Annotated in this window: 11 protein-coding genes, 1 tRNA gene and 1 pseudogene; 5 read left to right on the top strand and 8 right to left on the bottom strand. The window is 39.8% G+C overall.

The annotated features are described in order from the left end of the window. Positions 1-87: 87 nt before the first annotated feature. From E3U36_RS03190 to E3U36_RS03180, 3 genes and pseudogenes are all read right to left on the bottom strand, one after another. A complete protein-coding gene (locus tag E3U36_RS03190; protein ID WP_180817076.1) occupies positions 88-525 on the bottom strand; it encodes a universal stress protein in 438 nt (145 codons plus the stop codon). Positions 526-665: 140 nt separating this feature from the next. Continuing rightward, positions 666-1,060, bottom strand: a pseudogene (locus tag E3U36_RS03185) (universal stress protein). 43 nt (positions 1,061-1,103) lie between these two features. Then, positions 1,104-2,027 (bottom strand): IS5 family transposase, encoded by a 924-nt coding sequence (locus E3U36_RS03180; RefSeq protein ID WP_180817075.1) that lies wholly within the window; start codon positions 2,025-2,027, stop codon positions 1,104-1,106. Positions 2,028-2,507: 480 nt separating this feature from the next. Between E3U36_RS03180 and E3U36_RS03175 the strand changes: the two genes are divergently transcribed. Next, entirely contained in the window at positions 2,508-2,729 is a 222-nt protein-coding gene (locus E3U36_RS03175) for a DUF2594 family protein (RefSeq protein WP_180817074.1), read from the top strand. Between the two features lie 39 nt (positions 2,730-2,768). On the opposite strand, the gene htpX is transcribed toward E3U36_RS03175, so the two are convergent. Then, entirely contained in the window at positions 2,769-3,653 is an 885-nt protein-coding gene (gene htpX / locus E3U36_RS03170) for a protease HtpX (protein WP_180817073.1), read from the bottom strand. Between the two features lie 513 nt (positions 3,654-4,166). Between htpX and E3U36_RS03165 the strand changes: the two genes are divergently transcribed. After that, entirely contained in the window at positions 4,167-5,090 is a 924-nt protein-coding gene (locus tag E3U36_RS03165; protein WP_180817072.1) for an IS5 family transposase, read from the top strand. Between the two features lie 292 nt (positions 5,091-5,382). Beyond that, positions 5,383-5,458: transfer RNA gene (locus E3U36_RS03160), tRNA-Ile, on the top strand. A gap of 389 nt (positions 5,459-5,847) precedes the next feature. Here E3U36_RS03160 and rpoD read toward each other — a convergent pair. From rpoD to rpsU, 3 genes are all read right to left on the bottom strand, one after another. Then, the gene (rpoD, locus tag E3U36_RS03155; protein ID WP_180817071.1) at positions 5,848-7,695 is read right to left on the bottom strand and encodes an RNA polymerase sigma factor RpoD; all 1,848 of its coding nucleotides are present in this window, start codon (positions 7,693-7,695) and stop codon (positions 5,848-5,850) included. A gap of 181 nt (positions 7,696-7,876) precedes the next feature. Continuing rightward, positions 7,877-9,622, bottom strand: a complete 1,746-nt coding sequence (gene dnaG / locus E3U36_RS03150) for a DNA primase (RefSeq protein ID WP_180817512.1) — start codon at positions 9,620-9,622, stop codon at positions 7,877-7,879. A gap of 112 nt (positions 9,623-9,734) precedes the next feature. Next, on the bottom strand, positions 9,735-9,950 hold the full coding sequence (gene rpsU, locus E3U36_RS03145; protein ID WP_180817070.1) for a 30S ribosomal protein S21: 216 nt from the start codon (positions 9,948-9,950) through the stop codon (positions 9,735-9,737). 322 nt (positions 9,951-10,272) lie between these two features. Between rpsU and tsaD the strand changes: the two genes are divergently transcribed. Further along, a complete protein-coding gene (tsaD, locus tag E3U36_RS03140) occupies positions 10,273-11,313 on the top strand; it encodes a tRNA (adenosine(37)-N6)-threonylcarbamoyltransferase complex transferase subunit TsaD (RefSeq protein ID WP_180817069.1) in 1,041 nt (346 codons plus the stop codon). Positions 11,314-11,342: 29 nt separating this feature from the next. Here the strand turns inward: tsaD and plsY are convergent, their stop codons facing one another. Beyond that, a complete protein-coding gene (gene plsY / locus E3U36_RS03135) occupies positions 11,343-11,999 on the bottom strand; it encodes a glycerol-3-phosphate 1-O-acyltransferase PlsY (protein WP_180817068.1) in 657 nt (218 codons plus the stop codon). 367 nt (positions 12,000-12,366) lie between these two features. Between plsY and folB the strand changes: the two genes are divergently transcribed. Further along, positions 12,367-12,723 (top strand): bifunctional dihydroneopterin aldolase/7,8-dihydroneopterin epimerase, encoded by a 357-nt coding sequence (gene folB / locus E3U36_RS03130; RefSeq protein WP_180817067.1) that lies wholly within the window; start codon positions 12,367-12,369, stop codon positions 12,721-12,723. Positions 12,724-12,726: the final 3 nt, after the last annotated feature.

The following is a 12,726-nucleotide window of genomic DNA, read 5'->3' as shown; positions in this document are numbered from 1 at the left end:
AATCACTACGATTTTTTTCATTTACTATAATTAACTTAACTAAAAAGCAGGTAAATTAACTAATTTTTTGCATTATAATAATATTAGCTACCGAACTATCAATATCGAAATCGTGGCATTAGAAACAATAGCCGAAGCATTCGAACCTAGCAAATGCGTGGCAATATTTGGTCGACGGGAGCCAACTACTATCAAATCAGCACCTATTTTTTCTGCTTCTGATAAAACTTTATCTCTAGGTGACCCCATCTCCACCGAGTAAGAAATTTTTTCTTTATGGTAGTCAATATGCTTAACTATTTGTTTTAATTGTTTTTCTGAACTTTCGATCGTTTTCTTGGCAAAATTAGCTAATAAATCATAATGATAACTATAACTCATTGAATAACGAGACATATCAGGGGCAACATGCAAGAAATGCAATTTAGCATCAGATAATCTAGCAATATAAAGCGCATGTTTGAGTGCTTTTTTTATTAGTTCTTTTTCTGAGATATCAATTGGAACGAGAATTATTTTATACATATTTACTCCTTCAAACGATAAGCACTAAATCTTAGTTTCCTTTATCATTAATATAAAATACTTCACACTAAAGCCATAAAATTGATCAAATTAGCTGTTAAAATAATAAATAATTAACTTGTAATTTTGATGATTGATTGTTATCTCCCCACCAGTACATAGGTTTTTGCATAACGTACAACACCCGCTGCTGTCGAACCTAACAGATGAGTTGTGATATTGGGACTTCTTGAACCAAGAATGATGATATCAGCGTTAATTTCTTCCGCTCGACTGACAATTTCATCACGCGGAGAACCAAAAGCAATAGTATAGCCACCAGGCGATCAGCGGGTAGATCGATCGGTTCAAGTAGGTTTTGCATATCATCCTCTGCTTTTAGGGTGGCACGATCTTTTATTTCCATATATCCCAAAGCATAAGCATTTATGATTGCAGATGAGATAGGCAATACATGAATAAAATTTAGTTTAGCTCTTGAAACTTTAGCAAACTTTACAGCCTGTCGTATAGCTTTACTCGGGCTTTGTTGAATAAATCAGAATTAGCCGCCAGGATGGCTCCCTCTGCTACAGCTGTTATCCGATCCTGACGCTGTGTGGCATACCCAACAACGTCATACGGTTCAGCGCTTTGACCATCGCCATTGCTTCACCTACCTGAGCCTCATAGTCACGCAGCCTCAGATGGCCACCCAGCAAAGTTTTTATGCGGAACATCGCTGTTTCTGCCACTGAACGCCGGTGATAACCCACTTTCTTTTTCCACATATCATTACTCCTGCTCAGACGCTGATTCGCCACCGCATGGTTACGTTCATGGTACTTGTCCGGCCAGTATTTCGCTCCGCTTCGCGGCGGGATAAGGGGCCTGATTTTCTTTCTTAGCAACGCATCGTGGCAGTAACAGGCGTAATAAGCACCGTCTGCTGACACTTCCCTGATTTTCCGGTGGGTTTGGTTAATCAGGCCCGGCAGTGCCTGCGCATCTGTCGTTCCGCTGAGCGATAAGTCGGCACAGATAATCTCATGATTCACACTGTCTGCTGCCAGATGAAGCTTGCGCCACACTCTTCGTCTGTCAGCCCCATGCTGCCTGACTTTCCATTCACCTTCGCCAAAGACCTTCAGACCGGTACTGTCGATGACCAGATGCGAGATTTCACCACGCGTTGGCGTTTTTATGCTGATGTTGACGCTCTTTGCTCGTCTGCTGACCAGCGAGTAGTCCGGACAGCACAGCGGCAAAGACATGAGTTTAAAAATCGAATCAACGAAGCCCTGTAATGCCCGGAGCGACAGGTTAAACACACGCTTCATCATCAGGACAGTGGTAACAGCCATATCGCTGTAGTAAAGCGGCCGGCCACGACCTTCAGGCGAAGAACTGTCAGTCCATCCAGCGATGGCCGACTCATCAAGCCAGACCGTCAGGGAACCGCGTTGTCTGAGTGCCTTGTTGTACGCGGGCCAGTTGGTAATTTTAAACTTTTGCTTTGCCATGGGGACCTGATGTTGAAACGAATTTAGCGATCAGCTCCGCCAATCACCTAAAAGTTCGATTTATTCAACAAAGCCCTTTACTCGTTAGTTCTTCTTGAGCAATATCAACAGCTACTAAAATAACTTTATACATACCACATCCATCTGAAAATTTTTATTCCAACTTTTAAAGTATAAGATAAAAGTGATAAAATAATTGTGAATATCTTTACATGGATAAATTAAATATTTTTACCTAAATGGCAACAATCGCTGCACCTAACAGCAACCCTGTTTTCGATTACCATTCTTCGCCATTTAAAGGTCCGACATAATTGCAATCACAAGATATTATAGAAACTAAAATCAAATAGTTAATATAATATTAAATACATTATTTAAATTAAAAAAGTTGTATAAAGAGGTATGTAAAATTACACAACTGTGTAAAATACGCCAAATTAATTATTGCTTTATTTTTTAATTCATTGAGGCAAAAAAATGACAAATGATTGCTCGAGTAGACCGGATACGGAAACCATTGCTACTGAAATTAGTTGCTTGAATACTTTTATAACCTATATATTAAAAGCGCTAAATCAAGCCGATGCGGGAAGAGCTATACTCAATATGGAAAAAGAAATTCTTGCTATGCAAGATCCTAAACAAGCAGAAGTTTTTCAACGAATAATCAAACAAATCAAAACAGCCTATCGAAGTTAATAAAAAATCCCACATCATCAGGTGGGATTGATTATTGTTTTACCGATTAAGATAAGTGCCCATACGTAAAGCTTCAATGCGCTTATCAAGAGGAGGATGGGATAAAAACAACTCACTAAAAGATTTAGAACGTCCGTTGATGCAAAAAGCCATCATACTGCCAGCTTCCTGAGGTTCATAACTTGTTTTCAAACGCTGTAATGCAGCAATCATTTTTTCTCTACCCACTAAATGCGCCGAACCTGCATCTGCACGGAATTCACGATAACGCGAGAACCACATAGTAATAATACTGGCCAAAATACCAAATAAAATTTCTAACACCATTGATACCGCAAAGTAAATCATTGGATTACCCTGGCTACTTTCATTGTCATTATTACTATTTGATAAAAATCCAGACGCCAGCTGAGCAATGATGCGTGAAATAAAAATGACAAAAGTATTCACTACTCCTTGTAATAAAGTCATTGTTACCATATCACCATTTGCTATATGGCTGATCTCATGGGCGATAACCGCTTCGGCTTCATCAGGTCCCATACTTTCTAACAAACCTGTACTAACAGCAACCAATGACGCATCACGACGAGCCCCGGTGGCAAAAGCGTTAATATCGGGTGCATGATAAATAGCAACTTCTGGCATTTTTATGCCAGCTTGATCAGCCTGACGCTTGACGGTATTTAACAACCAATGTTCCGTTTCTGTTGTCGGACTTTCAATCACCTGCCCACCAACAGAACGTAATGCCATCCATTTTGACATCAATAATGAGATAAATGAGCCACCAAAACCAAAAAGACCAGCCATAATCATTAGCCATGGAACGCTTTGTCCCTGGATGCCGGTCAAACTCAAAATAATTCCAAATACAAACATTACTGCCAAGTTTGTAAGTAAAAACAAGGCTATTCGCATCATAAAAATTGCTTTCCTTTATTAATTAACAATGATTAACATTAAATTAGTAATATAAATAATGTTTTTTAACTACTTGTCAAGCCCTTTGTTGTGCAGATATGAAAAAAACACTCAACTTTACATTTTTACAAAAAACTAGCACAAACTGGCATTTTTATTATCTTAAAACAACAATTTTCTTATATAACTTATTGTTTTCTATAAACCACTATAGTTAAAAACTATACAAAATAACCGTATGCGGGTCAATGATGGCTTCTTTTTTTACTCAATGAATTAAAAAATTGGTTTAGCTAAGCAAAAACGACTTAACTAGTCAGCAAAAAAAATAATATCCATATTTTATTAATTAATCATCACATTAATAACAACTCATGAAGTGAATAACACCTAATTAATAATATGCTAAAAAACATTAAATGTTATTATATAAATAAAGGCTTTGTTGAATAAATCGAACTTTTAGGTGATTGGCGGAGCTGATCGCTAAATTCGTTTCAACATCAGGTCCCCATGGCAAAGCAAAAGTTTAAAATTACCAACTGGCCCGCGTACAACAAGGCACTCAGACAACGCGGTTCCCTGACGGTCTGGCTTGATGAGTCGGCCATCGCTGGATGGACTGACAGTTCTTCGCCTGAAGGTCGTGGCCGGCCGCTTTACTACAGCGATATGGCTGTTACCACTGTCCTGATGATGAAGCGTGTGTTTAACCTGTCGCTCCTGGCATTACAGGGCTTCGTTGATTCGATTTTTAAACTCATGTCTTTGCCGCTGTGCTGTCCGGACTACTCGCTGGTCAGCAGACGAGCAAAGAGCGTCAACATCAGCATAAAAACGCCAACGCGTGGTGAAATCTCGCATCTGGTCATCGACAGTACCGGTCTGAAGGTCTTTGGCGAAGGTGAAAGGAAAGTCAGGCAGCATGGGGCTGACAGACGAAGAGTGTGGCGCAAGCTTCATCTGGCAGCAGACAGTGTGACTCATGAGATTATCTGTGCCAACTTATCGCTCAGCGGAACGACAGATGCGCAGGCACTGCCGGGCCTGATTAACCAAACCCACCGGAAAATCAGGGAAGTGTCAGCAGACGGTGCTTATGACGCCTGTTACTGCCACGACGCGTTGCTAAGAAAGAAAATCAGGCCCCTTATCCCGCCGCGAAGCAGAGCGAAATACTGGCAGGACAAGTACCATGAACGTAACCATGCGGTGGCGAATCAGCGTCTGAGCAGGAGTAATGATATGTGGAAAAAGAAAGTGGGTTATCACCGGCGTTCAGTGGCAGAAACAGCGATGTTCCGCATAAAAACTTTGCTGGGTGGCCATCTGAGGCTGCGTGACTATGAGGCTCAGGTAGGTGAAGTAATGGCGATGGTCAAAGCGCTGAACCGTATGACGTTGTTGGGTATGCCACACAGCGTCAGGATCGGATAACAGCTGTAGCAGAGGGAGCCATCCTGTCGGCTAATTCTGATTTATTCAACAAAGCCCATCAATAATGAGTTAGTTTATATTTCATCCATAACTTGTCTGTTAACTTTTGAATGCAAATTTATCAATAAGTTATTTTTGTTCAGTTATTGGCCATGAACTTAAACTGAAATAGTTAATAAATAAATTACACACAGCAAAATCATTAATTTCACTGATTTTGTTTATAAAACAAGCATATGATTTATAAAGACTAGACCAGCACTAAAACAGCAAGTATAATGAACCCCACTTAGGCCCCTTGGCTCAGTGGTTAGAGCAGGCGACTCATAATCGCTTGGTCGCTGGTTCAAATCCAGCAGGGGCCACCAAATTTTAGCTATAATAGCAGCCAATTGATACCACTCTTCTATGAGTGGTTTTTGCTATTCTAAAGCCACAGATTTTGCTTGTCTTTGTAGGCAACTGATTTATCAATAACGGCCAGCAGCTAGCGGTGGCGACAATTATCGACGACATCAGTGCAATTACAACAACCATTTCTGCTCTATAACTGGCAATAATTAATATTGATGGATAACTAAATATCAGATTGGAAATTGAATCGAGGGTGTTTAGGCAACATTTTGTTAGCGTTTTTAACATGTTATCTAATTACAGTAGCTAAAACTTTTATTCATGATCTGCTGAGTTAACATAACTATCAATAAAAAAGCACCTATCTAGAGGTGCTTTTTATTACGCTAAAGATAAATAAGCGTTATTCATCCAGGAAACTACGTAACACTTCTGAACGACTTGGATGGCGCAGTTTACGTAATGCTTTTGCTTCTATTTGTCGGATTCGCTCGCGAGTAACATCAAACTGTTTACCCACTTCCTCTAGCGTGTGATCCGTATTCATATCAATACCAAAGCGCATGCGCAGAACTTTTGCTTCACGGGTCGTTAAGCCAGCTAGAACTTCGTGGGTAGCTGATCTTAGACTTTCCGAGGTAGCAGAGTCTAACGGTAACTCTAGAGTAGTATCTTCAATGAAATCACCAAGATGTGAATCTTCATCATCGCCAATAGGTGTTTCCATCGAGATAGGTTCTTTAGCAATTTTTAGTACTTTACGGATTTTATCCTCAGGCATTAACATGCGTTCTGCCAATTCTTCAGGCGAGGGTTCACGACCCATTTCCTGTAACATGTGGCGAGAAATGCGGTTCAATTTGTTGATCGTTTCGATCATGTGCACTGGAATACGGATTGTGCGCGCCTGATCAGCAATTGAACGGGTGATCGCCTGTCGGATCCACCAGGTTGCATAAGTTGAAAACTTATAGCCACGACGGTATTCAAATTTATCAACCGCTTTCATTAGACCAATGTTACCTTCCTGGATCAGATCAAGGAATTGAAGGCCACGATTGGTATATTTTTTAGCAATAGAGATAACTAACCGTAAGTTAGCTTCAACCATCTCTTTTTTCGCTCGACGCGCTTTTGCTTCACCAATAGACATTCGGCGGTTAATATCTTTAACCTGTTCAATGGTTAAACCAGTCTCTTCTTCAATTTGTTGTAGTTTTTGCAACGAGCGTTGTATATCTTCTTCGACTTCAACTAATTTTTCAGACCAGGGTTTATTCATTGCTTTTGCCGCAGCTAACCAATTACCATTGGTTTCATTACCTGAGAATAGGGTAATGAAGTTTTTCTTCGGCATCTTGCATTGTTCAATACAGAGTTTCATGATGAGACGTTCTTGAGAACGAACACGTTCCATCATATCACGCATATTGTTCACTAAATAATCAAACTGTTTTGGTACTAAACGGAACTGTTTGAAAATCTCAGACAACAGCTCTATTTCTGCTACTGAATTAGCATGGTTACGGCCACTTTTTTGGATTTCAATGGAAGTACGTTCATATTGCTCACGAATTTCTGAAAATTTCTGTCGAGCGAGTTCTGGATCGACATTGTTTTCATCACTGTCGTCACTATCGTCGTCTTCGTCTTTATCTTCATCTTCGTCATCATTTAAGGCTTCTGCCGGTAACACTGAACCGATATGTGTTGCTGTCGGTGCTAAATCCTCTTCGGCGTTTGGATCAACGAAGCCGGTAATAATATCAGATAGGCGGATTTCACCTTTTTCAACAAGTTCGTATTGGTCTAATAGATAAGCGATAGCCTCAGGATATTCAGCAACAGAAAACTGAACCTGATTAATGCCATCTTCGATGCGTTTAGCGATATCAATTTCACCTTCACGGGTCAGTAGTTCTACGGTGCCCATTTCACGCATATACATCCGCACAGGATCTGTTGTGCGGCCTATTTCACTTTCAACACTGGATAATACCTGGGCAGCAGCCTCAACAGCATCATCGTCAGTATCAGTGGCGGTTTCTGCCAGAATAAGATCGTCGGCATCAGGCGCTTCTTCCATCACTTGAATGCCCATATCATTAATCATTTGGATGATATCTTCTATCTGATCTGAATCGACGATATCTTCCGGCAGATGGTCGTTGACCTCAGCATAGGTCAGGTAGCCTTGCTCTTTACCTTTGGTAACTAGTAGCTTCAGCTGTGACTGCGGGTTTTGCTCCATAATACGGTATCTACACTTCATAATTTAGGTTGTTGTTGGTCGGCGAAAACAAGTCAGCCAACAATAAAATTAAAGGGAATTTAAGTATTTTATGTGCCATGCCCTTTACATCATGGCAACTTACAGGCGCTTGCCCTACGTTATACGGCACTTAAGCCGGATGTTTTTTACTTTTTCAAGATTACTGCTTGATTCTTGCAACAGTAATTAAACGAACTTCTTCACGTTCTTCACTTGTTAAGCCTTCTGTTCGCTCTTTTGCCATCAGAAATGCGAACCTTTCATCAAGCGCGGTAATAAATAAATGCTCCAACGCATCCTTGAACATTTTTTCCGCTATCTCTTCTATCTCTATATCATTCCAAGTTGCCAGTTTTTCAAGTTGTTTAACAAATTTATTATTACGATAGCATTCCAATAATTGACCAGTATTTATGCCAGGATGAGATTGACAAAGTTCAACTAACTCTAAAAACAGCGCTAATCCTGGTAATTGTGAGTGCTTAATTCCATCAAGAGTAGGAATTAGGCTGACAAAATTTGGATTTTGTACCAATAATGCGATCAATATTCGCATTGTTGTCGGTTTAATTTTTGGTGTCTGATAATTTGTTTTTTCCGCCGATCCTTTTTCGATCATGGAAAAAATACGCGAAGTATCAGGAATACCAATAAAATTACCTAATTCTTGTGCCAAATATAACTGTAAAGTATCACCAGGCACTTTTTTAATTAAAGGGATAGCAAGACGATTGAATTTTGCTTTACCTTCATGACTGCTTAAATCAACTTGTGCAACCAATGTATCAAACAAAAATGTAGACAAAGAGTGGGATGTATCCATCCGTTGTTCAAAATTTGTTTTACCTTCTTTGCGTATTAGTGAATCAGGATCCTCGCCATTAGGTAAAAACATAAATTGTAGTTGGCGGCCATCACTCAAATAGGGAAGTGCCGTTTCAAGCGTTCGCCATGCGGCTTCGCGACCAGCTTTATCCCCATCATAACAACAAATAACCGTATCTGTTGTCCGAAAAAGTAACTGGATATGCTCTGCCGTGGTTGAAGTACCTAATGACGCTACGGCATAATTAATACCAAATTGCGCCAGAGCGACAACATCCATATAACCTTCGACAACTAATAGTTTAGAAAGTGCCAGATTATTTTGTGTTGCTTCATATAAGCCGTATAATTGACGGCTTTTATGAAAAATCTCAGTTTCTGGTGAATTGAGATATTTTGGTAATGTGTCATCTAAAACACGGCCACCAAATGCCACGACACGTCCTCTACGATCCCGGATTGGAAACATTATACGTTCACGAAAGCGATCGTAAGTGCGGCCATTATTATTGGTAACTAACATACCAGCAGCATCTAGCTGTTTATGGCTATCAGCGTGTTTAGCGAAATGCTTGAGTAGGTTGTCCCAGCCGCTTGGGACAAAACCGATAGAAAAGCGATAAATAACTTCATCACTTAAGCCGCGCTGTATTAAATATTGTTTTGCACTCTGCGAGTCTAATTTATTCAATAAATATTGATAAAATTGATTAATTTCATCCATTAATTGATAAAGATTTTGTCGCTGATGCCGCTCTATTTGGTTTGAACTGTTGCCGTTTTCATAAGGAATTTCCAGTCCGTGCATGGTAGCCAGTTCTTCAATCGTTTCGACAAAATCAAGCTTGTCATAGTTCATCAAAAAATCAATGGCATTACCATGAGCGCCACAGCCAAAACAGTGATAAAATTGTTTATCGCCATTAACTGTAAATGAGGGCGTTTTTTCATTATGAAATGGACAACACGCGTGATGGTTTTTGCCTTGCTTTTTTAGCGGCACTTTAGTATCAATAAGATCAACGATATCGGTTCTGGCCAATAAATCATTGATAAATGTACGCGGGATTCGTCCAGCCATAAACTCTTCATTGATGAAAGATAACAAGCCGTGCTTCCTGTTAGAAAGCACGGCCTTCTTGTAATCACTTAATCACTGCTGTCGAATTGTTACGATTGTTGAACCGTAGCAATTAGTACAAACGAGTACGACGTGCGTTCTCGCGAGCCAATTTTTTAGCGTGGCGCTTTACTGCTGATGCTTTTTCACGTTTACGTACAGTCGTTGGTTTCTCATAGAACTCACGACGGCGCACTTCAGCTAATATTCCTGCTTTTTCGCAAGAACGCTTAAAACGACGTAGTGCTACGTCAAATGTCTCGTTTTCACGTACTTTAATTACTGGCATGTGCCTTTCACCTCAAAAAAATCGGTTTTTGCTAGCAATATCATAGCCAGCTGTCTTTAAAATGGTGCGGAATTTTACTTCAATGTGTAGGGCTTTGTAAAGTGCTGTATAAAAACGAAACGCACAAAATCACCCAATTATTTATTTTTAATAACAAAATAGTTGGAATAGTCTAGATGATAATGAATAAGCCCTACAAATTATTTATATTAATTATAACTGATTTAATCCAGATAGACAGTTATTTATTTGCTGAGAAGTTGCACCTTTTTTACATAAATAGTGATAAACTTGCGTTATTAGCTAAGGTGGTGAGTAATATATGCGTGTTTTAGGTATAGAAACATCTTGCGATGAAACGGGTATCGCGATTTATGATGATCAATTAGGTTTATTAGCCAATCAATTATATAGCCAGGTAAAATTACATGCCGATTATGGCGGAGTGGTGCCTGAATTAGCTTCTCGCGATCATATTCGTAAAACAATTCCTTTAATTAAAGCGGCACTACAACAAGCGGATTCAACTGCTGGTGATATTGATGCGGTTGCTTATACCGCGGGTCCTGGTTTGATCGGTGCTTTATTGGTGGGAGCAACAATCGGGCGTTCATTAGCATTTGCTGGGCAAGTGCCGGCTATTCCTATTCATCACATGGAAGGGCATCTACTGGCGCCAATGCTGGAAGAAAATAGTCCTGAATTCCCTTTTGTAGCATTATTGGTCTCTGGTGGGCATACTCAGTTAATTAATGTAATAGCGATTGGTCAATATCAGTTATTAGGCGAATCAATTGATGATGCTGCGGGTGAAGCTTTTGATAAGACAGCAAAATTATTAGGTTTGGATTATCCGGGCGGGCCAGCACTCTCATTGATGGCAGGGCAAGGACAGGCTGGCCGTTTTGTATTTCCTCGTCCGATGACAGACCGTCCGGGACTGGATTTTAGTTTCTCAGGGTTAAAAACTTTTGCTGCCAATACCATTCGTAATAATAGTATGGATCAACAAACCGCTGCTGATATTGCTCGGGCATTTGAAGATGCTGTTGTGGATACATTAGTGATCAAATGTAAACGTGCTTTAGAACAAACGGGTTCTAAGCGTTTGGTTATGGCAGGTGGTGTAAGTGCAAATCGTACCTTACGGCTAAAAATGGCAGAATCGATAACAAAAATTGGCGGCCAGGTTTTTTATGCTCGACCAGAATTTTGTACTGATAATGGCGCAATGATAGCACTGGCCGGCATGATCCGTTTAAAAAATGGCGTAAGTAATAGCCTGGATATCACCGTGAAAGCACGTTGGCCACTAGCAGATTTATCACCGTTAGCAACAACAACTGTGCATAAATCAACTTAAAGTCTAAAAATTAACACAGTAATCAGTAGTTAATCATTTTTTTCTTGCTTTTTAGTGGCTTGAATCAGTTCTTTATTTGTTTTTTCGCTTTTTTTCTTCATTTTTTGCCATATAAGGCTTTCTTGGCCTCTACACAGACGCTGAATGTTATCATGATGGCTAAAGAGTATGAGACATGAAAGCATCGCAACCGGGAAGGTGAATTCCGGTTTAAACCACCAAACATACAAGGGAGCTAATAGAGCAGTTACAATAGCTCCTAATGATGAATATCCACTGAGTAGTACAGTCAGTAGCCAGGTACCTGCGACAACGCCAGATAACCCCCAGCCAATGGCAACAATTGAGCCAAAAGCAGTAGCAACGCCTTTTCCACCTTTAAAACCAAAGAAAATGGGGTAAATATGGCCCAAACAGGCGGCAATGGCAATAATTCCAAGGTAAAAAGGAGGAATATTTAAATAATAGGCTAGCCATACTGGGATCATCCCTTTTAGGATGTCGCAAATGAGCACAGCTAAAGCAGCCGCTTTTCCACCAATGCGTAACACGTTGGTTGCTCCAGGATTCTCGGAACCATGGCCTCTGGGATCAGGAATACCTATCAATCGGCAGATCAAGACGGCGCTGGAGATTGAACCACAGAGATAAGCGAAGATAATCATGCCAAGTGCGATTGCACTCATATCATTACTCCAAATAATCAAGACCTTTTTAACTTAACGCATTAATAATACATGTATTTTATCGAAGTATTATTTGCAGACCGTGTTTTAAAGATCATAGGGATATCAGATCATTAATGAAATATACAGTATAGTTGTTAGTAAAACTAAGGAATATCTTTGCTAAATTTATTTTTTAGTTATAGTGAATTATTTTTCAACTTTTTGGTTTTTTTGGCAAAATCTGTCAGCATGATAGTCGTTAATCTCCTATTATTGCCGCAAATTTTACTAAAATGTGTGATCATTGGGCCATTTTTGTCAATGATAATAGAGAAGTATCTGGAAAGCGATTATTTATCGCAATTAAAAAATGAGAGAAGGTTAAATGGACATTATATTTATTGAACAGTTATCAGTATTCACAACCATTGGTGCTTATGATTGGGAACAAACGATCCAACAGAAATTGTTGCTCGATATTGAGATGGGATGGGATAATCAGCGCGCAGCCAAAAGTGATCAAGTGGAAAGTTGTTTAGATTATGCGCAGGTTAGCCAATTGGTAATTAAACATATAGAAACACAAAAATTTGCATTGATAGAACGGGTTGCGCAGGAGATTGCTGATATTATTTTAAATCAGTTCAATAGTTGTTGGGTCCGCGTTAAAGTTTGTAAGCCAGGTGCGGTGGCGCAGGCTAAGCAGGTTGGTGTGATTATAGAGCGGACAAAATCTGTTTAGGTT

This window comes from Arsenophonus endosymbiont of Aphis craccivora, from assembly GCF_013460135.1.
GTDB lineage: Bacteria > Pseudomonadota > Gammaproteobacteria > Enterobacterales > Enterobacteriaceae > Arsenophonus > Arsenophonus nilaparvatae.
The sequence above is the reverse complement of the archived record's forward strand: the minus strand, read 5'-3'. Positions and strand labels throughout refer to the sequence as shown.